Below are 26,566 nucleotides of genomic sequence, written 5' to 3'. Positions count from 1 at the left end.
GGACAGCACCACAAAACCTGTGGGAGCTGGCTTGCCAGCGATAGCGGAGTGTCAGCCAATGAAAGTCGCGCAAGTGCCGGCCTAATCGCTGGCAAGCCAGCTCCCACAGGGTAAACGGCGTTGCTGATTCCGCTCTGTTCCGCCTCTCTGCGTGACATTCGCGTGACATTCGCGGGTTTAAATTCCCGCGTATTCAGGCGTATAAACTGTACAGACTTTTGGATCTGCATACGGACATCAATACGGGGTAGCGACATGACCACAGCAAACATCCTTGGCAACCTGTTCCCTTCTGTCAGCGACATCCCGGAAAAATACCGCCTCGACGCTCAGGTCGAGCAACGCGAATACCTCGTCGATGGCGAACTGCGGCGCTGGGACGGCCCGCTGGCCACGGTACGCAGCCCTGTGTATCTGCACGGCGAGAATGGCGATGAACAAGTGATTCTCGGCAGCACCCCGCTGCTGGATGCCGACACCGCCCTCACCGCCCTCGACGCCGCCGTGCGTGCCTACGATCGCGGTCAGGGCCTGTGGCCGACCCTGCGCGTCGCCGAACGTATTCAGCATGTCGAAGCGTTCCTCGGCCGTATGCGTCAGCAGCGCGAAGCCGTGGTCAAATTGCTGATGTGGGAAATCGGCAAGAACCTCAAGGACTCGGAAAAAGAGTTCGACCGCACCTGCGACTACATCGTCGACACCATCAACGCGCTGAAAGAACTCGACCGCCGCTCCAGCCGGTTCGAACTGGAACAGGACACCCTCGGCCAGATTCGTCGTGTGCCGCTCGGTGTCGCGCTGTGCATGGGCCCTTACAACTATCCGCTGAACGAAACCTTCACCACGCTGATCCCGGCGCTGATCATGGGCAACACCGTGGTGTTCAAACCGGCCAAACTCGGCGTGCTGCTGATCCGCCCGCTGCTTGAAGCGTTCCGCGACAGCTTCCCCACCGGCGTGATCAACGTGATCTACGGCAGCGGCCGCGAGACTGTCAGCGCGCTGATGGCCAGCGGCAAGATCGATATTTTCGCCTTCATCGGCACCAACAAAGCCGCCAGCGACCTGAAGAAACTGCACCCGAAACCACACCGTTTGCGCGCCGCGCTGGGTCTGGATGCGAAGAACCCGGGTATCGTCCTGCCGGAAGTCGATCTGGACAACGCCGTCAGCGAAGCGGTCACCGGTTCGCTGTCGTTCAACGGCCAGCGCTGCACTGCGCTGAAGATCCTGTTTGTGCATGAGGATGTGGTCGACGCCTTCATCGAAAAATTCAACGCCAAACTGGCCACGCTCAAGCCAGGCATGCCGTGGGACAGCGGCGTGGCACTGACGCCGCTGCCGGAGTCGGGCAAGGTCGACTACCTGCACGGTCTGGTGGCTGACGCGCAGAGCAAGGGCGCGCAAGTGGTCAACCCCAATGGTGGCGAGAGTCGAGAGTCGTTCTTCTACCCCGCCGTGCTATACCCGGTGACGCCGCAGATGCGCGTGTACAACGAAGAACAATTCGGCCCGGTGGTGCCGATCGTGCCGTACCGCCACCTCGATACCGTGATCGATTACGTGCTGGAATCGGACTTCGGTCAACAACTGAGCCTGTTTGGCACCAACCCGGTGGCGATCGGCCGACTGGTCGATACCTTCGCCAACCAGGTCGGGCGGATCAACCTCAACGCCCAGTGCCAGCGCGGCCCGGACACCTACCCGTTCAACGGGCGCAAGAACTCCGCCGAGGGCACGCTGTCGGTACACGATGCACTGCGGGTGTTTTCGATCCGCACACTGGTGGCAACCAAGTTCCAGGACAGCAACAAGGAGCTGATCAGCGAAATCATTCGCGGCCGCGATTCGAGCTTCCTGACCACCGACTACATCTTCTGACGAGGACCTTGCACTGAGTACATTCAGCACCCACCGACTGCCACCGCTGCTGCGGCGGATCCTGCGTCCGTTGCTGGACCCGTACCGCCGCTACCGGCATGCCCGGCTGATCCACGCGGTACGGGTCGCGTTGGGGCTGCTGGCGACCATCCTGCTGACCACCGGCATCAACCTGCCCCACGGCGAGTGGGCGTCGGTGACCATGCTGGTGGTGATCGGCGGCTTGCAGCATCACGGCAACATTGGCAAAAAAGCCGCCGAACGCGCCACCGGCACCCTGATCGGTGCCGGCGTCGGACTGGTGCTGGTGGCGCAACAGGCATGGCTGGGCCTGCCATGGCTGACCTACTTTGCCATGGCGGTGGTCTGCGGATTCTTCTCCTATCACGCGATCGGCAAAGGCGGATACACCGCCCTGCTCTCGGCGATTACCGTCTTCATCGTCGCCGGGCATGGCGACAACCCGATCACCGACGGCTTGTGGCGCGGGGTCGACATCCTGATCGGCATCGCCCTGGCCCTCGCATTCTCCTTCGCCCTGCCGCTGTACGCGGTGTATTCGTGGCGCTACAACCTGGCCGATGCCCTGCGCGACTGCGCCACGTTGTACGGGCGAATCATCAGCGGCCAACCGGTCAGCGCCGATGAACACCTGAAGCTGATGGGCAGGGTGACCGCGGTGATGGTGCAACTGCGCTCGCTGATGCCTTCGGTGTCCAAGGAAGTGAAAATTTCCATGACCGAACTGGACGCGATTCAACGCAACCTGCGCATGTGCGTCAGCACGCTGGAGATCCTCGGCAACACCCGCCCGGATGCGAACGACCCCGACGCCATGGCGCACCTGCAATCGGCACTGCGGGCCGAGCACCGGGTGATCCGCGTGCAACTGATCGGCATGGCCCGGGCCTTGAAGTCCGGCGCCACGCAGCGCCTGCAGCGCCCGCTGGAGTTGCCGGACGCCAGTCTCGACACACCGGTCTACAGCACACTGGACGGTTACCGGTTGCTGACCCGACAACTGGCCGCGAACATTGGTGAACTACGCCAACGCCTGGCGATGACGGCGCCGCGCTGGAACATCTGAATCAGCGGAAAAATCCGTGTAACAAAGCGGACACCATCACTACAATGCGCCCACAACGGATGTGACATGGACGCATAAATGCAATTCAGGAAGAGTATCAACGCCCTGCGGGCACTGGCCGTGCTGTCGGTCGTGCTGTTTCATTTCAAGGTGCCAGGGTTCGAGGGCGGGTTTGCCGGGGTTGACGTGTTCTTCGTCATCTCCGGATTCCTGATGACCGGCATCATCGTCAATGGCGTGCAACAACAGAACTTTTCCCTCCTCGGCTTCTACGCCTCTCGCGCCCGCCGCATTATTCCTGCCCTGCTGGTGCTGTGCGTTACGCTGCTGGTCTTCGGTTATCTGTACCTGCCGCTGGACGACTTGCGCGAGACGATCCGCACGATCAAGAGCAGTCTGCTATTCAGTTCGAACTTCAGTTTCGCCGAAAGCGGCAATTATTTTGCCGCACCCCTGCACGAAAACTGGTTGTTGCATACCTGGTCACTGTCGGTCGAATGGCAGTTCTATCTGTTCTATCCCGTGCTGATCATGGGTTTGCACAAGTGCTTCGGCGCCGATAAAACCCGCTTTGCCCTGGTTGCCCTGGCGTTGATGTCGCTCGCGGCGTCCATCATCGTGACCCGCGTCAACCCGACGTTCGCCTTCTACATGCTGCCCACCCGCGCCTGGGAAATGATCGCTGGCGGCCTGGTTTTTTTGTTTCCGCTACGATTGAGCCCGCGCGGCGGCGCGATTTGCGAAAGTCTCGGCCTGCTGGCGATTGCCGTCAGTGTGCTGGGCTTTTCTGAGGCCGATCTGTGGCCGGGCTACCTGGCACTGCTGCCGGTGCTGGGGACGATGCTGGTGATTCACGGCAATACCCGGTCGGTGTTCAGCAGCAATTCTGCGCTGCAATTTGTCGGGAGTATTTCCTACTCGGTGTATCTGTGGCATTGGCCGCTGGTGGTGCTGCTGTACTTGTGCGGGCTGTTGACCAGTTGGCCACATGTGATCGGCGCGATCATCGCCTCGTTCACGCTCGGCACCCTGTCCTTCTACCTGGTTGAGTCTAAGGTGAACAAAGGTACGACCGCCACACGCACAGTCATCAAATTCGCGTCGCTGACGGTGGCTGTGGTTGCCGTGTCGGCAGTCACGTCGTCGCTGGTCAAGCAGCATCCCGATTGGCGCCCGGCGCTGGTCGAACTCGGTCAGCCGGAATACACCAGCAAACTGTATCCGCAGGAATGCTACCCCAACGCTTATGCAGCGGCGGATTGCAAACTCGGCACAGGCGAGGTGTCGGTGATTCTGTATGGCGACAGCCACGCGCAATCGACTGCAGCAGCGGTGCAGATAGACAACCCTCAAGCCGCGCTGTCTTGGTCACGGGGCGGTTGCCCGACCCTGGCGCACTTCGCCATGCACGACAAAACCGTCGAAAGCCAATGTCGAGGCTTCAATCAGGAAAAGCTGCAACAACTGAAAACCGCGTACGCCGGCGTGCCCGTGGTGCTGTTCAGCCGCGCGGCGCTGTACGCGGATTCAGGGCGGGAAAACAGCTATCGGATTTCCTTTCCCGAGCGTCAGGCCGCGTTTGCCGAAGCCTATACCGAAGAGTACGTCAGCACGGTCTGCTCGATCGCTGAAAAGCATCCGGTGTATATCGTCAAACCGATCCCGGAAATGCCCTTCAGCGTCTACAAGGGTTTGAATCTGAATCAGCGGTTGTTCGGGCAAACCTCGGACATTTCCCTGCCGTTACAGGCTTACGAGAAACGCAATCGCATCGCCATCGCGACCATCGAAGCGGCGGCCAGCCGCTGCAACGCGACGGTGATCGACCCGACGCCGTACCTGTGCCCCGATGGCCACTGCATGGGCTCCATGGACGGCGTCCCGCTGTACTTTGACGACAACCATCTGGTGGATGCCGGCAATCAGCAGTTGAAAGGACTGTTCCGGGCTGTGATCAAACCGATCTGAGCTGACGCCGGGCTTTCAAGCCCCAGCCCTGTTGCATCCCGGCGGCGGCCAGCAGAATCGCCGCCACGCCGACCCATTGCAGGATCTGCAGGCGATGGCCGAAGGCAAACCAGTCGACGAAGATCGCCGCAATCGGGTAGATGAACGACAGCGCACCGGTCAGGGCGGTCGGCAGTTTCTGGATCGCGCCGTACAGCAGCACATACATCAGGCCGGTGTGGACGATGCCCAGCGTCACCAGACTGGCCCAGGCTCCGTGTGTTTGCGGCAAGCCGTTTAGGTGCGCGAACGGCGCGAGCAACAGCACTCCGGTGCAGACCTGGATCAGCGCGATCAGATGCGGCGGCGTGCCAGTGAGGCGCTTGATGATCAGCGCCGCGATCGCGTACAGCAACGCCGCGCCCAGCGCCAGCGCAATGCCCAGCAGATATTCGTGACCGCTCTCGCCCTGCCCGCCGTGGGCGCTGACGATCGCCAGCATGCCAAGGAAGGAAATCGCTAGCCAGAACAGTTTCTGCAAGGTGATTTTCTCGCCGAGAAACAGTGCCGCCAGGCCAACCAGCATGAACGGCTGCACGTTGTAGACGGCCGTCCCGATGGCAATTGAGGCCCGGGAATACGAAGCGAACAACAGCACCCAGTTGCCAACAATCGCGGCGCCGCTGAGGACGGCCAACAGGAACGTGGTACGGGTCAGAATGCCCGGACGCAGGAAGCCGAACGCGGCACAGATCAGCAGCAAGGTGCCGGCGCCGAACACGCAGCGCCAGAACACCACGTCCAGCACCGGCTGCCCGGAGACCAGCACGAACCAGCCAATGGTCCCGGAAATCAGCATGGCAGCGGTCATTTCCAATGAACCACGGCGGATTGAGTTGTCCATCATCGATCTCCCTAAACGTTTTGACGAAAGCGTGGGCAAAGTATGCCAAGCCGGCTTCCTGCGCCTCCAGCGCAAAAAGCAGGCTAAACTCGGTTTCTGCCTTTTTTATCGCGGGTGGTTTCCCGCAAATGCCTTATGCCGGAGTTGCGCCATGACCGACGATATCGACCAGATCCTCATCAGCGCCCTGATGGAAGATTCACGCCGCTCGCTCAAGGCACTGGCGCAGATCAGCGGCCTGTCGTCGCCCAGCGTGGCCGAGCGCCTGCGCCGACTGGAGGAGCGCGGCGTGCTCAAGGGCTATACGGTTGAGATCGACCCGAAATGCTTCGGCTATCAACTGCAGGCCATCGTCCGGGTGAGACCGCTGCCGGGGCAATTGCAGGAAGTGGAACGACAGATCCTGTCAATTCCGGAATTCACCGAGTGCGACAAAGTCACCGGGGAGGACTGCTTCATCGCCCGCCTGCACGTGCGCTCGATGGAACAGCTCGACACCCTGCTCGACCGCCTCAACACGCTGGCCGAAACCAACACTGCGATCGTCAAGAAGACGCCAGTCAAGCGCCGGTTACCGCCGATGGCGTAAGTGCTTTTTGTACCTGTTCGGCGTAGATTGAGGTTTTTTCCGGCTAAGGATTGGCGGTGATGAAGGTTCAGGCATTGATGCTGTCGGCAGTATTGCTCACTGGCTGCGGGACGGTGCAAACGGTTGCGTTCAGCGACAAGTTTTCCGTGGACCAGCTGAAAACCAAGAAAACCTACTGTGGCGCCGTTCCGCGCATTTACAGCGGTGCGACCTACGACTTTTGCATGCTGCACGCCGAAAAACCGGATGACGTCGACGCGTTCAATTACAACAATGCCTCGTTTGGCCTGGTGGTAGATGCCGCGGTTTCGGGTGTGCTGGATACATTTCTGCTGCCCTACACCATTTACAAGCAACAGGCCGATGGCAGCATCGTGATCAACTGATCTGCTTTTTGCAGACAACAAAAAACCCGCCGATGCGGGTTTTTTGTTGTTTCAGGCCAGCGATCAGTCGTCGCGGCTCATGATGCCGAAGATCTGCAACAGGCTGATGAACAGGTTGTAGATCGATACGTACAGGCTGATGGTCGCCATGATGTAGTTACGCTCGCCACCGTGGATGATCGCGCTGGTCTGGAACAGAATGCAGACCGACGAGAACAGCACGAAACCGGCGCTGATCGCCAGTTGCAGGCCGCTGATCTGGAAGAACATGCTTGCCAGAGTGGCACCCAGCAACACGAAGAAACCGGCGGTAATGAAACCACCGAGGAAGCTCATGTCCTTGCGGGTGATCAGCACGTAGGCCGACAGACCACCGAACACCAGCGCGGTCATCGCGAATGCCGAACTGACCACTTCAGCGCCGCCCTGCATGCCCAGGTAACGGTTGAGGATCGGGCCGAGCAGGAAGCCCATGAAACCGGTCAGCGCAAAGGCGGAAACCAGGCCCCACGCGGAATCACGGAGTTTGTTGGTGAGGAAGAACAGCCCGTAGAAACCGATCAGCACCACGAAAATGTTCGGGTAGCCAACACGCATCTGCTGGGCCACAAACGCCATCACACCGCTGAATGCGAGCGTGAGCGCCAGCAAGCCGTATGTGTTGCGCAGGACGCGGCTAACCTCTAGCTGCTCAGCCTGCACGCTGTTGTGAACTGCGTAATCCTGTTCGCGCATGGCGACACTCCTGTTGGTTTGAAACGTTCAGTGGCAAAGATCATAACAGACGCTCTGTAACAAGCCATGCACAGAGTTTGACAGTGTGTTTCATTCAGGTATTATGGCGCCCGCAACGCAAACGGAGGTGTGGCCGAGTGGTTTAAGGCAACGGTCTTGAAAACCGTCGACTGTAACAGGTCCATGAGTTCGAATCCCATCGCCTCCGCCATCTTATGTACGACAAAGCCCTGATTTTTCAGGGCTTTGTCGTTTCTGGCATTCGGAAATTTTGCTCATCTTTTACTGGATGGTTTCCGCATCTTTTCAGTCATTTCGTCAAGCCGTGACGAATTGGCTGGCAGCCACTACCGTTACCTCAGTCGAATCGAAAGGGGCGGACTCGAGTCACCGATAGTGGCTAGCGATGGCCAGCCCATATGGTGAATAACCAGTTCTGGTTCACCTAACCCCCGTCAACCCGGCTCGTGCCATATCCAGCCAACAGCTGGTTACAGACTTATATCTGCGATTTGACTGGCTGCTGGAAGCAAGGGGCCGAGTCGATTACGAGTAGCATCTATTGGCCGAATGCGGTTTGCCCCAAAGGGCAGCAACCGGCCAAAAGCGATCGGTGAGTCACTGCGCGAGTCCAATCCGCTTCCACTGCCGCGCCTGATCGACGGCCAATAAGGGGTTTCACAGATGGCGGCGTCCTGATTGGACGCCGCCTCAGGTCATTACACGACCACGTTCAACAGCAACACCACAAGCAAACCGACCACGGCGACGATCGATTGCACCACCGAAATAGTCTTGGTGGCTTCGCCCATCGTCATGCCGAAGGATTCCTTCACCATCCAGAAACCTGCATGGTTGGCGTAGTTGAAGAACAACGAGCCGCAGCCAATGGACAAGGCCAGCAGCGGCAGGTTGAGGCTGGGATCAGCACCGGCAAGCGGCGCCAGCAAGCCGGCAGCCCCCACGATACCTACCGTGGCGGAACCGGTAGACACCGAAAGCAACATGGCGATCAACCAACCGAGGATCAGCGGAGGGAACGCCGACTGCTGAGTCAGGTGCACAATCGCATCGCCCACCTTGGCGCTGGTCAGCAGTTCCTGAAAGGCACCGCCGCCGGCGATGATCATGATGATCGAGGCGATTGGCTTGAGGCTCTTGCCCAGCGAGTCGCGCAATTGCCCCGCATCGCCGCCGCGCGCGAGTACCAGACTGGCCCCGGCGAACAGCACGCCCAGCAGCATCGCTATCAGCGGATTGCCGAGGAAAGCGGCCATTTTCAGCAGCGCATTGTCCTTGGCCAATACCATCTCGGCGACGGCATGGAACAGCATCAGGATCGCCGGCAGCAAGGCTGCCAGCACGCCAAGGTATACGCTGGGGCTTGGTTTATCGTCGGCTTTTTCAGCCAGGGTGAACTGATCCAGCAACACCTGATCGGGCCGAGTGCTCATGCGCGGGGAAATGAATGCGCCATACAATGGGCCGCCTAAAATCATGGCCGGGATAGCCGCCAGGAAGCCATAGAGCATGGTGGGCCCGACCGAGGTTTTCAGCGCGGCGATGGCCGTCAGCGGGCCAGGGTGCGGCGGAACCATGCCGTGCATGGCGGCCAGTGCGGCAATCACCGGAACGCCCACATAGATATACGCTGAACCCTTGAAGCGCGCCTGACTTTCCAGCTTGCGCGCCACGCTGAAGATCAGCGGCAGCATGATCACCAGGCCGACCTCGAAAAACATCGGTATGCCAATCACAAACGCGACCATCATCATCGCCCACGGAATCATCCGATCCGATGTGCGCTTGAGGATGACCGCAGCAATCTGCTCGGTGACGCCAGCGTCAGCAAGAATTTTGCCGAGCATCGCCCCCAGCGCAATGACCACCCCCACTGCCCCCAGAGTCTTGCCGGCGCCGGTGACCAAGTGGGAGACGATGCCATCTGGCTCCATACCGGTTGCAAAGCCTACGCCGACGGAAACTACCAGCAAAGCCAGCAGCGGGTGCATTTTGAGGCGCGAGACGATCAGCGCTACCAGCACCAGGACGCTGATCAATGCGGTCAGTAACAGATCTATATCTAAGGGAGTCATGAAAGGTTCTCGGTTGGGCTGGTGCCCAAATTCTTGTATGTGGGTGAGATGAATGGCATCTGCAACGGCCAGGTTTCAGCGTTCGACTTTCTAAAAACCGAATAACCTTCGAGGCGCTTGCACCAGCAGCGAGTCGCTGGCTTGCGCCGAAAGTTCCAAGGCTTGCAACTGGTCGACGACGGTGGCGAAACCGATGCTTTGCTCATGCTGCGTATGCGGCCAGTCACTGCCCCATACCAACTGATGCAGGCCGAAGCTTTGTTCCAGCAACGGTAATGCCCTTCGAGCGAAATCAATGTTCTGTTGTGGCGTACCTCCCAAACGATAGATTCCCGATACCTTGATCCAGATCGGACTTTTCGATCCGGCCTCAAGCAACTCGCCAAACCCGGGCTGATCGAGACCCGCATTCGCGTCCGGCCGCCCAAAGTGATCGATCACCAACTTCACGCCGAACGGCGTCAATTGCTGGATCAGGCCCGGCAGTTCCTTGACTTCCCGGTGCAACTCGACATGCCAGTCGAGATCAGCGATATCGCTGAAAAACCCTTGCCAGGCACTGTCACGAAAATCAGGTAACGCCTTGCCGATCAGGTTCAAGCGCACGCCGACCACGCCCAGTCGAGCCATGTCATTCAAGGTAGAACGACTGACGCTTGGCTCCAGCACTACCACACCGCGCAACTGCTGCGGCGCGTGCTTCAACGCCGCCAACAGGTAGCTATTGTCGGTGCCAAGGAAACTGGGTTGCACCAATACACCGTGACTCAGACCATGCGTTTGCAAATGCTCAAGGTACTGGCCAAGCGTGGCGTCGTACTCAGGGGTGTAGCGCCGTGCACCGATCAGATGCAGATCACGGCTGAACACATGGGCATGGGAGTCGATGCCGGTGATCGACTTGGGGCGGGTATCTGACATGGGTTTTATCTACTGAAGGTTAGGATCATCACGCCCGAGCGCGTTGATTGCCGCTGATACCGGCTGAAACGGAAGTGGCATTGGCTTCAAGGTCCCTGCCCCGGGTTTCAGGCAGGCACAGTGCGGCAAACACCGCCACGCCGTAGGCGATCCCGGCATCGATACCAATCGCCGAACCCAGCGACATGGAGTCACTCATGTGCCCGACCAGGAATGGAAATACAGCGGACAGCACCCGGCCAAAGTTGTAGCAAAAGCCGACGCCGGCGCCACGTACATCGGCAGGGTAAAGTTCGTTGAAGAGCGCTCCCAGACTGGCCGGAATACCGGCGGCGAAGAACCCCAACGGGAACCCCAGGAACAGCATCTGCGTATTGGTCAGCGGCAAAAATACGTAGCACTGCACCGTGACCACGCAGCACAAGGCAAACAGCACAATGTTTTTACGACGGCCAATGCGATCGATCAAATAGCCGCTGGCCACACAACCACACCAGAAGGCGAAGATGATCACCGCCAGATACGCGCCCGAGTTCAGCACAGAGAGATTGCGCTCGGTCTTGAGGAAGGTCGGCAACCAGGTCATTACCGCGTGATAGCCACCGTGCGCGCCCAGTCCCAGCAGCCCGCCAAACAGGGTCACGCGAATCAGTTCCGGGCGAAAAATGCCGGCGAGCGACTTGAAGAAACTCTGCGGAATGGCGTTGTCTTTTTGCAGACGCTGGAAGCTGTCCGGCTCCTCAACGTTACGACGTACCCAGATGATCAGGAACGACGGCAGCAACCCGACAAGGAACATCACACGCCAGGCCATGTCCTGTGGCACCCAGGTATAGATCAGCGTGAACACCCCGACCGCCAGGCCCCAACCCACCGCCCAGGCACTTTGCACAGTGCCCATGACCTTGCCGCGATAGTGCGGATTGATCGTCTCGGCCATCAGCACCGCACCGGCCGCCCACTCCCCGCCAATCCCGAAACCCTGCAGCGCCTTGACCACCAACAGCTGATTGAAGCCCGTGACGAAGGCCGAGAGAAAGGTGAAGAACGAGAACCACACAATCATCAACTGCAACGTGCGCACACGGCCATAGCGGTCAGACAACGTCCCACCCACCCAGCCACCGAGTGCCGAGGTGACGAGGGTAACGCCGCTGATCAATCCGGCATCGCCCTTTGTCAGCGCGAACGCGGCGATCAGCGCCGGAATCGCCAGACCGAACATTTGTACTTCCAGCGCGTCGAGCGACCATCCGCCGAAGCAGGCCCAAAACGTTTTGCGCTCCCGAGGAGTGACTTGGCGATACCAGCTGAACATGATTCTTATCCTTATAGGTGTTACGCAAGGCAGCCGACAGCCAACCGCACCGCGACAGGGTCAGCTTTGGCAAACAAACAGAAATCGGGCGGCGATCTAGCCGCCGCAGAACGCTCCGCTACGCAGGCAGACGTCAGCGAATATCCACGCTGTAGCGAAAGTGCTCCGCGTGGCCGCGCGAGCGACGCCATTCCAGCGGGCTACCCGCGTAATCGCGGGCCAGACGCTCGATCACGATCACCGGACTGTTGACCGCTACCTGGAGCAATCGGGCATGCACGTCATTCACCGATTCAGCGGTCAGCGTCTCTTCGGCCGATGCAACAACCTGTCCGCATACTTCTTCGTAGATCGGATACAGCAGCGGTCCTTCGCGACTGAGGTCGATCTCCAGCAGCGCCTGAAACCGCTGGCGGGGCAACCAGATTTCTTCGGCGAGCACCGGCTTAACATCGAGCAGACGCACGCGAACAATACGAATGACCGGCGCATCGGCGGGCAACCCCAGTGCTTGCGCTACGGCCGAAGGTGCGGCAACGGGCTCGATCGAGAGGATGCGACTTTCCGGGACCTGGCGCTCACCGGAAACAGTCTGGAATCGGAAGAAACGGAACAATGAGGATTGAAACTGCGCCCGGCGAATGAACGTCCCTCGCCCTTGCTGACGCTCCAGAATGCCCTCACTGACCAACGCATCAATCGCTTTGCGCACCGTGCCGGTGGACAGTTGGTATTCCGCAGACAGCGCCGCTTCAGTAGGGATTGCCTCCCCCGGACGCCAGCGATTATTGGCGATCTGCTCAGCCAATTGGTCACGCAGGCGTTGGTACAGCGGGAGTCGGGCATCACTGGATAAAGAATTCATCGACTTTATTCACCTTGTTATCTAGTCATCTATATGAATCTTGCGGCGAGTATTTGCCCAGATAACTTGCCTGTCAAGGAGCGGCTGTTCGTCCTGCTGACGAATGGCTGCCCCACTGCCCTTTTCATAGACATGCGGGGTTGAGCTGGCGATGTCAGATGCTGGCCAAATGTGGAGGGTCAGGAGTGACAGCCGAAAGCTGACGGCCGAGGATGACCGCTCCTGGTCGAAACCCGCCTGTCACGAAGGGCAACCTAATCATTAACCTGGTGCGATTTCAACATGTTAAAGCGTCGTTCCCAAAGACCGCTTCTGCCCGGTAGCGGTCGGTTTCCCGATGTCCGCTTCTGACTGTTTCCTGCCTGTCACGACTGACTAGCGCAATCTCTCAGCGGATCGATGCCGTCGAGATTTCTGGTTCAGAAATGATGAAACCTCTCCAACTTGAGATAGTGCGATCGGCATGTTCAAATGAGTAATGGCCTTTTGCTACGGTACTCTCAATTGAAACAGAATCGCGGAATCATCCTATTTTTTTCGGCAATGACTTTGCTCTTTATCCTGGTGCAGGTGTGGCACGCAAAATCTGGCCAGGAAGAGAAAAAGCAGGAGCGGGAGCGCCAACTCAAAGGGCTCGCACTCATCATGAGTGTGCAGTCCGGAAAAGTATCTGATGACTCAACTCGCGTCGATTCTGTGACCTACAGCGATGAGGTCATGCGTATCTCTTACACACTCACAAAAGTTACCAAAGACGAAATCGATTCTGACGAATTCACCAAGGATGCAAGAGCGCTTGCAGCTTCTGCATTCTGTAACGAAAAAGGTTTGGGACAGTTCGTGAAATCGGGTCTTTCCATTGACCTCCTCTACAAAGATTCAACCAGTTCACCGATCGTCAATTTTCAGATAGGCAAGTCCGACTGCCTCTGAAGCCCGCCCCTTTCAGTGGCGCGCCTTTCATCAATTGAGTCGTGCTTGTGTCTGCCGGTGTACAGGGAAACATAAGTCATTGGAGTCGTTTCAGCTCCGACAGGCAGACGACAGACAGCGGTGCTTGGCTCACCGGTCTTGACCTGCCTGCAAAATACAGTTGAAGCCTGACAAGCCGCTCACGACCGTGAAAGCGTTTTCAGACGCTCCACCAACGCCGCTTCAAAAATGACGTACAGCTTTTCAGCATCGCCTGCACGCAAAACCTCACTGGTTTCCAGCCCCAGCACGAAGCCATCCGCACGCGCCCCCGCCTTCACCGCAATGATCATCGAATCTGCCCGGACAATCTGCGCCAGCAGCCGATCAGCTTCGCGCTGCATCTTCTCGCTCAACACTACGCCTTCCACTTTCTCACCTTGCCTTCAATGCGACATCGAACAAATGTGTGTTCAAGGCTACGCCGCCGATAACGGTGCCTCAAGCGACACGCAAACGATCCTTCATTATGGTAGCCATCAGACCCCTTCAAGTGAACGAATCCGTTTTGCCGGCAATCAAACGCGAAGTTTCAAACGCGTTTAGCCGTTGCCAGCTCGAACAATCATGACCGGAGAACACTGCATGCCTCTCAGTGACACCATTCACAGAGCGTTGCTAAGCGCAGAGGAACGTTCCTCTATCGCTGAAATTGAAGCCACTACCAATATTCTGCAACTGGTCACACGCATGACCGGGACGCGCTTTGCGGCGATCGCCAAATTCACCGACACGGAATGGATTGTCTGTTCCGCCTACGATCCGATCGAGCTTGGAATCCACACCGGTGACACGCTGGAACTGGAAACCACGCTGTGCAGTGAGTTTCGCAGAGACCCCCAAGTGCTGTTCGTGCCACAAATCAGTCGCGACGGCAGGTTTTCCACGCGTCCCGTAGTGAAGCAATATTTGATTGAAAGCTACGCTGGCGCGCCCATTTTTCTTCCCGACGGTCAACTGTGGGGCGCACTGTGTGCCTTGGACTCTAGGGCGGTCATATTCGACGACCCGGATCTGGCGGACACGTTAGGCCTGTTCGCGAGGCTGATCGGCTGTATCTTTTATTCGAATCTGACAGACGTCGGCAGCGGCTACAGCAAGAACGGATGAAGTATTTTCGAATAACTAAAAAACAGCCCTGAATATTCAGGGCTGTTTCATTTCTGGCGTGTGAGATTGGCGCTCCCTCCTTCAACACCGCGCAGGAAACATCGACGTGGTGCGCAAAACCTGGTTCCAGGACAGGAGCTACCAGTCCGTCGCCCAAGAGCGGGCCGACGTTTGCATAGGGCTGGGCCGCACGCTGCCATTTGGCTTCTGAGCGAAACGCCGTTCCCCCCGTAATTGACTTTTATCAACCACTGACACGCTGTTCTCGCCGACATTGAAGCTGACGTGGCAGGGCGAAATCTATGCCGACCAGTGAGCGCTCCGGTTCGGATGTCCGTAAGCCGCCGTCCATTCGCAAAGGAGAATTCAAAATGAGCAACTCCGTGAAGAAAATGCCGGTCACTACCGATACCAAAGACAAATCCCTTCAGCATCCGCTGACTGCAGACTTGTGGCGCCCTCTGGAAAAACTGCGCCAGCAGGTCGATCACCTGTTCGAAGACTTCAACCGCGGTTCGGGGTTTTCACCCTTTGGTCGTGGGCTGTTCGACGTCGAACCGCTCTGGCGGCGCGAACTGATCGGTCACGGCATGCCGGCCGTGGATATCAGTGAAAAGGACAAAAGCTACGAGATCACCGCCGAATTACCCGGCATGGATCACAAGAACATCGAGATCAAACTGTCGAACGGCAGCCTGATCATCAAGGGCGAAAAGAAAGAGGACAAGGAAGAAAAAAGGAAGGGCTACCACCTGAGCGAGCGTCACTATGGTTCCTTCGAGCGGGTCTTCAACCTGCCCAAAGGCGTCGACGCCGAGAAGATCGACGCGAGTTTCAGCAAAGGTGTGCTGAGTATCTCGTTGCCGAAAAAGCCTGAAGCCATGAAAGCGGACAAAGTCGTACCGATCAAGGGCGAGTAAGTTTCGGGCTGTCGTACCCCTTGCCGGGAAACCCCGGCAAGGGTTTTTTATCCGCCGCCCTTGGCCCAATTGCTGCAAACGCTGGCCGCACGGACTCACTATTTGCGGCTGGCCTTTTCCAGCATCCGGCTGGCGCGTTCATTGGCCTCATCGGCCGTACGTTGTGCCTGACTGGCTGCAGCGGCTGCCTGATCCGCCCTGGAGTAAGCCGCGTCGGCACGGGATTGTGCCGCGTTTGCAGTGCTCTGGGCGGCGTCGATTCGCGTGTCCATTTCCTGCGCCTTTTTATTGCTGCACCCCGCGCTCATCGCCAAAAGGACGCTGAGCAGAACCACAGATAAACGCTTGTTCATGATGACTCTCCTTGGGTGATTGCGCCGGGAAAAGTCCGGCGCCCCCTGAAGTATCTGGCGTCAGCACGGCCGGCCTCTGATTTTTGTCAATGAACGGCCAACCGACAGGCAACTGGATGTTGGCAGTGTTAATCACCGGTCGACACTGCAATAAACCCATCACGGCATTTGTCGCAGGCAGACGTCGCTGTCAGACCGCCAACAGGTTGCACGGCACCTGATAAAGAATATGTTCGGTGGTGCTGCCCAGCAGCTTGTCCAGCCCGTGGTATTGCACCCGGCCCATGACGATCACATCCACATGCTGTGCATCGGCGAACTCACTGAGTGCGGCAACCGGGTGGCCGACCACGAAATGCCGGCGCTCGGCGGGTACTCCATAGCGCTTGGCCAGGTCGATATAAGCGCTCTCGAACTCTCTGCGCAGTTCCTTGGTCAGCTCTGAAACCGTCAAGCCTTCGCCCAGCTCCTCCAGGTACTCCTGCGAAATGTCGTAGGCGTACAACAGATGCAACTCGGCGTCACACTGGATCGCCATGGCCGTGGCCTGATCGATGATGCGCTTGTTCAATTGGTCGTTGACCGGGTCGCTTGCGGAGGCGTCGACCGCTGCCACGATCTTGCGTGGCAATGCCTGGCCTGCCCCGCCCAGCAGATAGACCGGGACCGGGCAATGACGCAACAGGTGCCAGTCCAGCGGGGTGAAGAAGGCGCGTTTGAGCAACGACTCATGCTGCACTTGCTTGATCAGCAGGTCGGGCATCATCTCGGTGACGAGGTCGAGGATCTCTTGCTTCATGTCATCCGACCAGGCGACTTCGACTGTCACGTCAATGCCTCTGTCGCGCAGGTTGCCGGCCTGATATTTGAGCCAGTCGCGGTGATCCTGCAAATAGTTGGCCCGGGCTTTTTCCCGGTCGCCTTCTTCAAGCAACCAGAGAATGTCCAATGACTTGACCAGCGCCACGATATGCAAGGTCGCCCCACTGGCCTTGGCCAGCGCAGCCGCATGACTGATCGCCGGAGAGCGGCGCAGAGCCGGATTGATCACCAGCAACAGACTTTGATATTGGCTCATGATTGTTCTCCAGTCGGATGAACCGTGCGGGACGGTCAAGATCGTCACCAGCGGATATGACGCTGTTACACCTGCCGTTCGGCCGAACGCACATCGGCCGCGTTACCCAGTTCGGCGCTGTCCCGGTAATCCGGCACTGACACCGACCAGCCCAGTTCCAGGCTGATACGCCGCCGCAAAACGTCCGAGGCGTTGGGTTCGCCATGCACCACGTAGGTGTGTTTCGGTGCACGTTTGAAACCGCGCAGCCACTCGATGATTTCATCGGCATCGGCATGCGCGGACAGGGTCTGCATCGGTACCACTTCGGCGCGGATCGGCACCTCCTGACCGTGGATACGCACTGACGGCGCACCGGCAACGATCTGTGCGCCCCGCGTGCCGCCGGCCTGGAAACCGGGCATCAGTAGCGAGTTGGCCGGGCTCGGCGCCAATGCCTTGAGGTGGTGCAGCACCCGTCCGCCGGTGGCCATGCCGCTGGCGGCGATGATCACGGCCGGAATGCGCTGATGATCGAGATCGATCGACTCCTGGGTCGAACGTATGAAACGCGTGCCTTGGCACATGCCCTCGCATTCTTGCAGCGACAACCGGTGCTCACTGCGAAAACGCTGATACAGACGCGTGACATCCGTCGCCATCGGGCTGTTGAGGTAGATCGGCAGATCCGGAATCGCGTGTTTCTGCTTCAAGCGATACAAGTGATACATCAGCAGTTGCGCCCGACCGACCGCAAATGACGGTACCAGGGTAATGCCATGGCGCAACGCCGTGCGGTTGATCACGTCGGTCAGTTGTTGCTCGGGGTCGTCGGCAGGGTGCTGGCGGTCACCATAGGTCGACTCGATCAACAGGTAATCCGTTTGCTCGATGGTTTCGGGGGCAAACATCAACGGATCGTTGGGCCGCCCCAGATCGCCGGAGCAGACCAGCGTGACACCGTCGGCAACCACCTCGACCGTGGCCGCACCCAGAATGTGTCCGGCACCGCGCAGCAAGATGCTCAGACCGGGAACAATCTCGACCCGATGATGCAGCTCCACCGGCTGCAACAGTTTCAATGCCTGCTCGGCGTCCTGCTCGGTGTACAGCGGCAACGCCGGCGCATGCCTGGAAAAACCATGTCGGTTGGCGAATCCGGCCTCTTCTTCCTGCAGGCGCCCACTGTCGAGCAACAGGATTTTCACCAGTTCACAGGTTGCTGCGGTGGCATAGATCGGGCCACGGTAGCCGTTGCGCACCAGCACCGGCAGGTAGCCACTGTGATCCAGATGAGCGTGAGTCAGCACGATCGCGTCGAGATCCCGCACGGGCAGTTGGAAAGGATCCCAGTTGTGCAGGCGCAATTGTTTGTAACCCTGAAACAGCCCGCAGTCGATCAGCACATGCCGGTCGCGGTGATCCAACAGGTATTTGCTGCCGGTGACCGTGCCTGCCGCTCCCAGAAAGGTGATTCGCATGGCCGTCTCCTGAATGTGGATAAGAACGCCGACACTTTCAGCCCAAAACGCTGATTCATGGTGTTTCGAGATGGTTGCCGGCTATTTGCGATTGGCCTTCTCAGCCAGCCGTTTGGCACGCTCATTCGCTTCATCGGCAGCACGTTGCGCCTGTTCCGCCTTGAGCACCGCCTCATCGGCCCTCAGCCTGGCAGTCGCCGCGTTGTCTTCAGCGGACTCCAGCCGCGCGTTGAGTTCATCGGCCTGCCGATGACTGCAACCAGTGGTCGCTGCCAGCAGCACACTCAGCACCACAATCGGCAAGCGCTTGTTCATGGTTGTTCCCTCGATTGCTCACGACGGTAAAGGTCATGATTCGAGTATCTGGCGTTATCCGGTCACCACTCTGATCTTTGTCAAACAATCACCGACTTGCAGGCGCCATCAGCCAATGCGAGGGCGAGGCCGGCATTGTTGATATACCTCAATGCGCGCGCGTCACCGCGGTGTAGAAAAACAACAGCAGGCACGTTTTGACCTGATCAACACCTACTGAAAGAGGACACCGTCATGAGCGACTTGAACCTGCGCAAAAATATTCTCGAAGAACTCGAGTTCCAGCCGGAAATCGATGCCGCCAACATCGGCGTCACGGTGGAGGACGGTGTGGTCACTCTCAGCGGGCATGTCAAAAGCTATGCCCAGAAGGTCAGTGCCGAGCGCGCGGTGAAGCGCATGAAAGGCGTGCGCGCAGTGGCTGAAGAGCTCCAGGTACGACTGGACAGGAATGCCGGCACCGCGGACGACACCATCGCTGCCCGGGCGCTGAAGATAATCCACTGGAGCTGCGACATTCCCGAAGGTGACGTCAAGATCATCGTGCAGAGCGGACGCATCACCCTGGAAGGTGAAGTCGACTGGCAGTATCAGAAGGAAACCGTCGAGCGTTCGGTACGCAAGCTGTCCGGCGTGACCGGCGTGAGCAATTGCATCACCCTGCGTCCACGGCTGGATGTCTTCGATATTCAGCAACGCATCGAGGCCGCGCTCAAACGTAACGCCGAAGTCGATGCCCAGGACATTCACGTCAAAGTCGAAGGCGATGTGGTGCGGCTCGAAGGCCGGGTTCACCTGTGGCGCGAACGCCAGATTGCCGAGCGCGCGGCCTGGTCAGTGCCCGGCGTCGGCCGGGTCGAAGACCATCTGTTGCTGGCGTGACACGCTCTTCTTCCTGGAGCCAGGCCAATGCTTGCCGTCACACTGATCAACAGCCTGGTCGTGGTCATCGCGGTAGTGATCCACTATGAGTGTCTGCTGCGCCTGAATGACTGGATGCCGCGCCTGAAAATCTGGAGCCGGTTCAGAATCGTTGTCGGGGTGTTGGGCAGTCTGCTGGCCCATGCCATCGAGGTCTGGGCGTTCGCCGTGGTTTATTTCCTGATGTCCCGCGCGGGCGAATGGGGACAGCTGACCGGCAACTTCGACGGCTCTTTGATGGATTGCGTGTACTTCTCCTTCACGACGTACACGACCATCGGTTTCGGCGATATTTCGCCGGTCGGCCACCTCAAGTACCTGACGGGGCTTGAGGCCTTGACCGGCCTTGTCCTCATAACCTGGACCGCGTCGTTTCTGTTTCTGGAAATGCAGAAATACTGGAAGAACAAATAGCCACTCATGGCGTCTGGCGGGGTGTCCATTGCCAGTTGCGCACTTCGGGAAGGTCTTCGCCGTGCTCGATGAGGTACAGCTTGTGTTGCTCCATGACGGCCCAGTAACGCTCCCGCGCAACGTTTACGAGATCCTGCAGGCGTGGCACCCGCTCGATCACGTCCAGCGCCAGTCGGTAGCGATCAAGATCGTTGATCACGGCCATGTCGAACGGCGTAGTGGTCGCGCCCTCCTCCTTGAAACCTCGTACGTGAAAGTTGGCATGATTGGCGCGTTTGTAGACCAGCCGATGGATCAGCGCCGGATACCCGTGAAAGGCAAAAATCACCGGTCTGTCGACGGTGAACAGCGCATTGAACGCGCTATCCGACCAGCCATGAGGGTGCTGACTGGACGGCTGCAGCAGCATCAGGTCGACGATATTGACCACCCTGACGCGCAAGTCCGGCACATAGTCGCGCAACAGGGTCAAGGCGGCCAGGTTTTCCAGCGTCGGCACATCGCCGGCGCAGGCCATGACGACGTCCGGATCCTGATCATCGTGACTGGCCCACGCCCACCGGCCGCCACCTGCCTGGCAGTGTTGCTGTGCCGCGTCGATGCTCAGCCACTGCCATTCCGGTTGCTTGCCGGCGACGATGACGTTGATGTAATTACGGCTGCGCAGGCAGTGGTCGGCGACCGATAACAGGCAGTTGGCATCGGGCGGCAAGTAGATGCGCGCCACGTCCGGCTTCTTGTTCGCCAGCATGTCGATGAATCCCGGATCCTGATGCGAGAACCCATTGTGGTCCTGACGCCAGACGTGGGAGGTCAACAGCAGGTTCAGCGATGCCACAGGTTTGCGCCACGGCACCTCGGCGGCTGTCTTCAGCCATTTGGCATGCTGATTGACCATCGAGTCGACGATATGGATAAACGCCTCATAGCACGACAGCCATCCATGCCGACCCGTCAGCAAATAGCCTTCCAGCCAGCCCTCGCACACCTGCTCGCTGAGAATTTCCATCACCCGGCCGTCCGCCGACAGGTTCAGGTCGTCAGGTTCCAGCGGATCGATCCAGGTCTTGGCGCTGACCTCATACACCGCATCAAGGCGATTGGAGGCGGTTTCGTCAGGGCCAAACAGCCGAAAGTTGCGGCTGGCCAGGCTGTTTTTCATCACATCACGCAGGAATTCTCCCAGCACTCGGGTGGCTTCGGCGCGTAAAGTCCCCGGCCCAACCACGCTCACGGCGTAATCGGCAAAACCCGGCAGGTCCAGCGCACGCAGCATCACACCGCCATTGGCGTGGGGATTGGCACTCATGCGCCGGTGTCCGGTGGGCGCCAGCGCGGCGATTTCCGGCATCAAGGCACCTTGGGCATCGAACAAATCCTCGGGACGATAACGGCTCAGCCACTCTTCCAGTTGTTGCAAATGGAGCGGCTGGGTGAAGTCGGCCAGCGGCACCTGATGCGCGCGCCACGTGCCTTCAACCCGATGGCCGTCGACAAATCCGGGGCCGGTCCAACCCTTGGGCGTGCGTAACACCAGCATCGGCCAGAGCGGCCGTGACACGGCCCTGGACGGCGGCCGTTGCCGCGCTTCGAGCTGAATCTGGCGAATCCTCAGCACGATGGTGTTGAGTGTCTGCGCCAATGCCTGATGCACTTGCACCGGATCATCGCCCTCAACGAAAAAGGGATCGTAGCCATAGCCGTACATTAGCGCCGAGAGTTCATCCTCGCTGATTCTGGACAGCAACGTCGGGTTGGCAATCTTGTAGCCGTTGAGGTGCAGGATCGGCAGCACCGCCCCGTCACGCACAGGATTGAGGAATTTGTTCGAGTGCCAGCTGGCCGCCAGCGTGCCGGTCTCCGCCTCACCGTCGCCGATCACGCAGGCGACAATCAGGTCAGGGTTATCGAACGCGGCCCCATAGGCATGCGCGAGGCTGTACCCCAACTCCCCGCCCTCGTGAATCGACCCTGGAATCTGTGCCGACACATGACTTGAAATTCCGTACGGCCAGGAAAACTGACGAAACAGGCGCAGCAGACCGTTGGTATTGCGCTCCACCGCCGGATAACACTCGGTATAGGTGCCTTCCAGATAGGTCTGCGCCACGATCGCCGGCCCGCCATGACCGGGGCCGGTCACAAAAAGCATGTTGAGGTCGTACTGTTTGATCAGCCGGTTGAGGTGGGTGTAGATCAGGTTAAGCCCCGGCGTCGTGCCCCAATGCCCCAGCAAACGCGGTTTGATATGAGCCCGGCGCAAAGGCTCCTTGAGCAGCGGGTTGTCCTTGAGGTAAATCTGCCCGACAGCCAGGTAATTGGCAGCGCGCCAGTAAGCGTCCAGGCCTTCCAGTTGTTGCGCATTGAGGAAATCGCTCATGAGGTTTACCGCCCCGGGTTCGCTGAACAGAGATTCGTCCGTCGATTCTGAAAGCCTGAAACCTGCAAGACTTGATTTAAATCAAGCGCCGTCATCAGTGCTCCGGTTCTATGGGAAACAGACGCTGCAGGAGGGAGCGCAACTCAGCGCTTTCTTGCAACGCGAGGAGAATCATCGTGCGTGCCATGGTCCTGTATTCACCCGGGCAACCGCTGCAATGCGAAGAACGGCCGATCCCCACGCCCACCGCGCAGCAACTGTTGCTCAGGGTACTGGCTTGCGGGGTGTGTCGTACCGATCTGCACCTGTTCGACGGCGAGTTGCCACAAGCGGTTCTGCCCCGCGTGCCGGGGCATGAAATCGTCGGAGAAGTCATCGCCGCAGGCGCCGATGTGGCCGCTGAATGGATTGGCCGGCGGGTTGGCGTGCCGTGGCTGGGCTGGACCTGCGGCGAATGCGTCTTCTGCCGCTCGGGGCGGGAGAATCTCTGCGATCAGGCGCAGTTCACCGGTTGTCAGCTGGATGGCGGCTATGCCGAATACACCGTCGCCGATCAGCGCTTCTGCTTTGCAATCCCGGATACGCTGAGCGACATTCAGGCGGCGCCGTTGTTGTGCGCCGGCCTGATCGGCTTTCGCGCCTTGCAAATGGCTCAGGGCGCGCAACACCTGGGGCTGTACGGATTTGGCGCGGCGGCACATCTGGCAATTCAGATTGCCCGCGGTCGCGGGCAACAGGTCTACGCCTTTACCCGAGCGGATGACCACGAAGGCCAGGCCTATGCACGCACCCTGGGCGCCGAATGGGCCGGGCCTTCGGATCAGCCGCCACCCCATGCGCTGGACGCCAGCCTGATCTTTGCGCCCGTCGGGGCGCTGGTGCCACTGGCGCTGTCCGCCACCGTCAAGGGCGGCTGCGTGATTTGCGCCGGCATCCACATGAGCGATATCCCCGCCTTTCCCTATCGTTTGCTGTGGGGCGAACGCAGCGTACGCTCCGTGGCCAACCTGACCCGTGAAGACGGCACCGCGTTTTTTGCGCAGTTGCAGCACACCCCCGTGCATTGCGACGTCACCCGTTTTGCCCTGAAGGACGCCAATCAGGCGCTGACGTGTCTGCGCAGCGGGCACTTCAACGGCGCCATCGTGCTGACACCCTGAGACTCTGTGGGAGGCGCCCGACGCCACTGATTGACAACGTCCTGTTCGCCCCCCGTCACCACTCGGCCGGTACAAACCGGTTACGCCCCGCCGTCTTGGCGTTATACAGCGCCTGGTCGGCCACCTCGATCAAACCTGGCACGTGATCCAGTCGTGCCCCCGACGCCGCCGCAATCCCGATGCTCACGGTCACACGCCCGACCGGGCTGGAGGGGTGCGCAATATGCGCTTGCGCGAGGCGATCCAGGATCAATTGCGCGACGACCGTTGCACCGGCAACGTCGGTGTCCGGCATGATCACCGCCATTTCTTCTCCGCCATAACGCGTCAGCAGATCCGACGGGCGCCTTACGCAACCCTCGAGGATTCTGCCGACCCTCTGCAGGCAAGCATCGCCGGCGACATGCCCGAATGAATCGTTGAACAGCTTGAAGTAATCGATATCGATCATCAGCAACGCCAGCGTCGTGCCGTCACGTTGGGCGCGCCGGGCTTCCATGGCGAGGCTCTCATCGAAGCAGCGTCGGTTGGCCAGACCGGTCAGGGCATCCTTCATCGCCAGCAACTCAAGCTGGCGATTGGAGGAGAGCAACTGTTGCTGTGTGCCGCGCAATTGATCTTCAGCCCTGGTACGTCGGCGGATATCCAGCATCAGGCACCAGCCGATCAGCCCGGTAAGCCCCAGCAATCCCGTGACCACCACAGCCGACAGCCAGGCTTCCATGCGCCACGCCGCGAGGGCCTCGCGCTTGCCGAGAGCGACGGTGGTAATCAGCGGCAGCCGGTCGCTCTTGCGGAAGGCGTAAAGCCGCTCGACGCCATCCAGGCTGGAGGTAAACGACGCGGTGCCGACGGATCGATCGACCAGATACTTCGCATAGATCGGCGACTTGGAAAAGTTGCGCCCCATGTCCTGCTCGCGGAAGGGATAGCGCACCAGCAACGTACCGTCGGTATAGGACAAGCCGATGGCGCCCTCCTGCCCCACATCGATCTTGCCGAACAGGCGCAGAAAGTTTTCGACCCCCAGCGTCACCGCCACCACCCCGGCAAATTCGCCGTGCGCATCGTTGAAACGGCGGCTGACGGTTATCACCCACTCCTGATTGGAGCGGCTCTGGATCGGCGGACCGATAAAGGTGTCGCGGCTCGGATCGTCGCGATGATGGATGAAGTAGGCGCGATCACGGCTATTGGCCCCGGCCGGAATCGGTCGGTTGGACGACATCAGCCAGCGGCCCTGATTGTCGTAGATAGTGATGCCGCTGAGCTGCGGCATCAGCGGTTCCTGACGGTTGACCAGTGCGCTCAGACGCTGAATCTGCGCGGGGCCACTGCCTTCGGTTTCCAGACGTTCGACGAGCCCGAGCAGCAGCAACGAACTCTGGCGCACGATGCCCTCGGAATAAGTCGCCAGCGCCTGGGTCAGGTTCAAGCCATGAACGTTGACTTCCTCCAGCGCACGCTCGCGAGAGGCCAACACTTTCCATACCGTCAGCGACGCGAGGGAACAGCCGATCACCAACAACAACAGCACTACCAGGCGGGTATCACGCTTCACATCACTACCTTTGGGCAAATCCGGTTTCCGTTCCTGCGGCGGGTCGACCGACTCGAGGACTACAGCCGCTTGTCCTTGCCGGGGGCAAGGATACAAGTCGCACGGGCTTGCTGCAGCAACAGAATAGGTGGCGCAAAAAACACGCCGCAGACTTCAGAAAAGCCATCGCGCCTTGGGAAACGATGACAAGCATGCCAGAGCAAACCATTGCCAGGCTTTCAGGACTGGACGGCTGAAGCGCGGCAGAAGCCAACTTTCTGACGCCTGTTTCACGACCCTTGGCCGAAGATTTGCCAAGCAAAAAAAATTGGCACTTTTGCACAACAAGTTGACATCCAAAAGCATGCCACGGGCGACCGATATCATTAGAGTATGCGCCCTTAAAAAGGAAAGGACTCTTGATGACTCAGTCACTCTCACGGCGCGTTGTGGCGATTACCGGCGCCCTGGGGAATCTCGGCGAGACCCTGGCGGACATGGCCGCCGCCCGGGGCGCGGATCTGGTGCTGATCGATCAGGCGACGATCACGCTGCCCAGTTCCCATAACCGACTGGTCCTGTCCGGCATCGACCTGACTTCCTTTGCCGATTGCCAGGACGTCGCCCACCAGATCAATCGCTACTTCGGGCGCCTCGATGCATTGGTAAACGGCGCCGGCGGTTACGCGTGGGAGCCACTGCTCGGTGGTGCGATAGAAGCTTGGGATCGGCTCTACTCGCTGAACCTGCGAACCGCCTTGAACGCCAGCAAAGCCCTGCTGCCGTTGCTGCTGCAATCCTCAGCGGGGCGCATCGTCAATATCGGCGCGAGCATGGCAGCCAGGGCCGGACTGGGGATGGGCGCTTACGCTGCGTCGAAATCCAGCGTACTGCGCCTGACCGAAAGCCTCGCCGAAGAGCTCAAGGACATGAGCATCACGGTCAACGCCGTGCTACCGAGCGTGCTCGACACCCCGCAAAACCGTGAGGCCATGCCCGACGCCGAGCACCAGCGCTGGGTGACGCCCGCGCAACTGGCGGCGGTCATTCTGTTTCTGATTTCGGAACAGGCGTCTGCGGTCACCGGTACCGGCATTCCGGTGATCGGGCGCATGTAGGGTCTACTGACGCTGCGCGCCTTGGCGACGTCGCTTTCTTCACCTTTCGGAAAAGCAAGATCACCGGATGACCGGACTTCCCCTCCCCCCATGCGA

Annotated in this window: 25 protein-coding genes and 1 tRNA gene; 13 read left to right on the top strand and 13 right to left on the bottom strand. The window is 59.3% G+C overall.

Annotated features, from left to right (window positions below; translation table 11 throughout):
* Window positions 1-255 precede the first annotated feature (255 nt).
* The 3 genes from GTQ41_RS12530 (at window position 256) to GTQ41_RS12520 (ending at window position 4,936) form a co-directional block, all read left to right on the top strand.
* Window positions 256-1,881: an NADP-dependent glyceraldehyde-3-phosphate dehydrogenase gene (locus GTQ41_RS12530; protein WP_047294097.1), complete on the top strand. Its 1,626-nt coding sequence runs from the start codon at window positions 256-258 to the stop codon at window positions 1,879-1,881.
* A gap of 46 nt (window positions 1,882-1,927) precedes the next feature.
* Entirely contained in the window at window positions 1,928-2,968 is a 1,041-nt protein-coding gene (locus GTQ41_RS12525) for an FUSC family protein (protein ID WP_179294985.1), read from the top strand.
* 78 nt (window positions 2,969-3,046) lie between these two features.
* The gene (locus tag GTQ41_RS12520; RefSeq protein ID WP_047294093.1) at window positions 3,047-4,936 is read left to right on the top strand and encodes an acyltransferase family protein; all 1,890 of its coding nucleotides are present in this window, start codon (window positions 3,047-3,049) and stop codon (window positions 4,934-4,936) included.
* On the opposite strand, the gene GTQ41_RS12515 is transcribed toward GTQ41_RS12520, so the two are convergent.
* Window positions 4,923-5,819, bottom strand: a complete 897-nt coding sequence (locus GTQ41_RS12515) for a DMT family transporter (RefSeq protein ID WP_047294091.1) — start codon at window positions 5,817-5,819, stop codon at window positions 4,923-4,925. The genes GTQ41_RS12520 and GTQ41_RS12515 overlap by 14 nt on opposite strands.
* Before the next feature lie 151 nt (window positions 5,820-5,970).
* On the opposite strand from GTQ41_RS12515, the gene GTQ41_RS12510 reads away from it, so the two are divergent.
* Both GTQ41_RS12510 and GTQ41_RS12505 read left to right on the top strand, forming a co-directional pair.
* The gene (locus tag GTQ41_RS12510) at window positions 5,971-6,408 is read left to right on the top strand and encodes an Lrp/AsnC family transcriptional regulator (protein WP_007915449.1); all 438 of its coding nucleotides are present in this window, start codon (window positions 5,971-5,973) and stop codon (window positions 6,406-6,408) included.
* A gap of 59 nt (window positions 6,409-6,467) precedes the next feature.
* Window positions 6,468-6,794 carry a YceK/YidQ family lipoprotein gene (locus GTQ41_RS12505; RefSeq protein WP_047294089.1) on the top strand — a complete coding sequence of 109 codons (327 nt, stop codon included), beginning with the start codon at window positions 6,468-6,470 and terminating at the stop codon, window positions 6,792-6,794.
* Between the two features lie 63 nt (window positions 6,795-6,857).
* Here the strand turns inward: GTQ41_RS12505 and GTQ41_RS12500 are convergent, their stop codons facing one another.
* Window positions 6,858-7,529, bottom strand: coding sequence for a Bax inhibitor-1/YccA family protein (locus tag GTQ41_RS12500; RefSeq protein ID WP_027613775.1), 672 nt, complete (start codon window positions 7,527-7,529; stop codon window positions 6,858-6,860).
* A 123-nt stretch (window positions 7,530-7,652) separates the two neighbouring features.
* Between GTQ41_RS12500 and GTQ41_RS12495 the strand changes: the two genes are divergently transcribed.
* Window positions 7,653-7,740, top strand: a tRNA-Ser gene (locus GTQ41_RS12495).
* A 508-nt stretch (window positions 7,741-8,248) separates the two neighbouring features.
* Here the strand turns inward: GTQ41_RS12495 and GTQ41_RS12490 are convergent.
* From GTQ41_RS12490 to GTQ41_RS12475, 4 genes are all read right to left on the bottom strand, one after another.
* Window positions 8,249-9,625 carry a GntP family permease gene (locus tag GTQ41_RS12490; RefSeq protein ID WP_047294087.1) on the bottom strand — a complete coding sequence of 459 codons (1,377 nt, stop codon included), beginning with the start codon at window positions 9,623-9,625 and terminating at the stop codon, window positions 8,249-8,251.
* Between the two features lie 90 nt (window positions 9,626-9,715).
* Window positions 9,716-10,546 (bottom strand): amidohydrolase, encoded by an 831-nt coding sequence (locus GTQ41_RS12485; RefSeq protein WP_047294085.1) that lies wholly within the window; start codon window positions 10,544-10,546, stop codon window positions 9,716-9,718.
* A gap of 28 nt (window positions 10,547-10,574) precedes the next feature.
* Window positions 10,575-11,864 (bottom strand): MFS transporter, encoded by a 1,290-nt coding sequence (locus GTQ41_RS12480; protein ID WP_047294083.1) that lies wholly within the window; start codon window positions 11,862-11,864, stop codon window positions 10,575-10,577.
* Between the two features lie 133 nt (window positions 11,865-11,997).
* On the bottom strand, window positions 11,998-12,729 hold the full coding sequence (locus GTQ41_RS12475) for a GntR family transcriptional regulator (RefSeq protein WP_047294081.1): 732 nt from the start codon (window positions 12,727-12,729) through the stop codon (window positions 11,998-12,000).
* A 504-nt stretch (window positions 12,730-13,233) separates the two neighbouring features.
* Here GTQ41_RS12475 and GTQ41_RS12470 point away from each other — a divergent pair.
* On the top strand, window positions 13,234-13,662 hold the full coding sequence (locus tag GTQ41_RS12470; RefSeq protein WP_230679374.1) for a hypothetical protein: 429 nt from the start codon (window positions 13,234-13,236) through the stop codon (window positions 13,660-13,662).
* Between the two features lie 179 nt (window positions 13,663-13,841).
* On the opposite strand, the gene GTQ41_RS12465 is transcribed toward GTQ41_RS12470, so the two are convergent.
* Window positions 13,842-14,072 (bottom strand): hypothetical protein, encoded by a 231-nt coding sequence (locus tag GTQ41_RS12465; protein WP_027613841.1) that lies wholly within the window; start codon window positions 14,070-14,072, stop codon window positions 13,842-13,844.
* Window positions 14,073-14,286: 214 nt separating this feature from the next.
* Between GTQ41_RS12465 and GTQ41_RS12460 the strand changes: the two genes are divergently transcribed.
* The gene (locus GTQ41_RS12460; protein WP_047294079.1) at window positions 14,287-14,811 is read left to right on the top strand and encodes a GAF domain-containing protein; all 525 of its coding nucleotides are present in this window, start codon (window positions 14,287-14,289) and stop codon (window positions 14,809-14,811) included.
* A gap of 371 nt (window positions 14,812-15,182) precedes the next feature.
* Window positions 15,183-15,731, top strand: a complete 549-nt coding sequence (locus GTQ41_RS12455) for an Hsp20/alpha crystallin family protein (RefSeq protein ID WP_047294077.1) — start codon at window positions 15,183-15,185, stop codon at window positions 15,729-15,731.
* A 98-nt stretch (window positions 15,732-15,829) separates the two neighbouring features.
* Here the strand turns inward: GTQ41_RS12455 and GTQ41_RS12450 are convergent, their stop codons facing one another.
* From GTQ41_RS12450 to GTQ41_RS12435, 4 genes are all read right to left on the bottom strand, one after another.
* The gene (locus GTQ41_RS12450) at window positions 15,830-16,084 is read right to left on the bottom strand and encodes an Lpp/OprI family alanine-zipper lipoprotein (protein ID WP_047294075.1); all 255 of its coding nucleotides are present in this window, start codon (window positions 16,082-16,084) and stop codon (window positions 15,830-15,832) included.
* A gap of 190 nt (window positions 16,085-16,274) precedes the next feature.
* Window positions 16,275-17,162, bottom strand: a complete 888-nt coding sequence (locus GTQ41_RS12445; RefSeq protein ID WP_095666714.1) for a universal stress protein — start codon at window positions 17,160-17,162, stop codon at window positions 16,275-16,277.
* Window positions 17,163-17,227: 65 nt separating this feature from the next.
* Window positions 17,228-18,622 carry an MBL fold metallo-hydrolase RNA specificity domain-containing protein gene (locus GTQ41_RS12440; RefSeq protein WP_217325510.1) on the bottom strand — a complete coding sequence of 465 codons (1,395 nt, stop codon included), beginning with the start codon at window positions 18,620-18,622 and terminating at the stop codon, window positions 17,228-17,230.
* Window positions 18,623-18,703: 81 nt separating this feature from the next.
* Complete coding sequence (locus GTQ41_RS12435; protein ID WP_047294072.1) at window positions 18,704-18,937, bottom strand: Lpp/OprI family alanine-zipper lipoprotein; 234 nt, start codon at window positions 18,935-18,937, stop codon at window positions 18,704-18,706.
* 234 nt (window positions 18,938-19,171) lie between these two features.
* Here GTQ41_RS12435 and GTQ41_RS12430 point away from each other — a divergent pair, with 234 nt between their 5' ends.
* Both GTQ41_RS12430 and GTQ41_RS12425 read left to right on the top strand, forming a co-directional pair.
* Window positions 19,172-19,819 (top strand): BON domain-containing protein, encoded by a 648-nt coding sequence (locus GTQ41_RS12430; RefSeq protein ID WP_047294071.1) that lies wholly within the window; start codon window positions 19,172-19,174, stop codon window positions 19,817-19,819.
* A 27-nt stretch (window positions 19,820-19,846) separates the two neighbouring features.
* Window positions 19,847-20,272 (top strand): potassium channel family protein, encoded by a 426-nt coding sequence (locus GTQ41_RS12425; protein ID WP_047294069.1) that lies wholly within the window; start codon window positions 19,847-19,849, stop codon window positions 20,270-20,272.
* 4 nt (window positions 20,273-20,276) lie between these two features.
* On the opposite strand, the gene GTQ41_RS12420 is transcribed toward GTQ41_RS12425, so the two are convergent.
* Window positions 20,277-22,652 carry a phosphoketolase gene (locus GTQ41_RS12420; RefSeq protein ID WP_047294067.1) on the bottom strand — a complete coding sequence of 792 codons (2,376 nt, stop codon included), beginning with the start codon at window positions 22,650-22,652 and terminating at the stop codon, window positions 20,277-20,279.
* A gap of 176 nt (window positions 22,653-22,828) precedes the next feature.
* Here GTQ41_RS12420 and GTQ41_RS12415 point away from each other — a divergent pair, with 176 nt between their 5' ends.
* Window positions 22,829-23,812 carry a zinc-dependent alcohol dehydrogenase family protein gene (locus GTQ41_RS12415; protein WP_047294065.1) on the top strand — a complete coding sequence of 328 codons (984 nt, stop codon included), beginning with the start codon at window positions 22,829-22,831 and terminating at the stop codon, window positions 23,810-23,812.
* A gap of 55 nt (window positions 23,813-23,867) precedes the next feature.
* Here GTQ41_RS12415 and GTQ41_RS12410 read toward each other — a convergent pair whose 3' ends face one another.
* Window positions 23,868-25,373: a sensor domain-containing diguanylate cyclase gene (locus GTQ41_RS12410; RefSeq protein WP_217325509.1), complete on the bottom strand. Its 1,506-nt coding sequence runs from the start codon at window positions 25,371-25,373 to the stop codon at window positions 23,868-23,870.
* A 401-nt stretch (window positions 25,374-25,774) separates the two neighbouring features.
* Here GTQ41_RS12410 and GTQ41_RS12405 point away from each other — a divergent pair, with 401 nt between their 5' ends.
* On the top strand, window positions 25,775-26,470 hold the full coding sequence (locus GTQ41_RS12405) for an SDR family NAD(P)-dependent oxidoreductase (RefSeq protein WP_047294060.1): 696 nt from the start codon (window positions 25,775-25,777) through the stop codon (window positions 26,468-26,470).
* Window positions 26,471-26,566: the final 96 nt, after the last annotated feature.

The sequence above is a fragment of the Pseudomonas sp. AN-B15 genome, assembly GCF_019056475.1.
Lineage (GTDB): Bacteria > Pseudomonadota > Gammaproteobacteria > Pseudomonadales > Pseudomonadaceae > Aquipseudomonas > Aquipseudomonas parakoreensis.
This window is presented reverse-complemented; position numbering and strand designations above follow the sequence as displayed.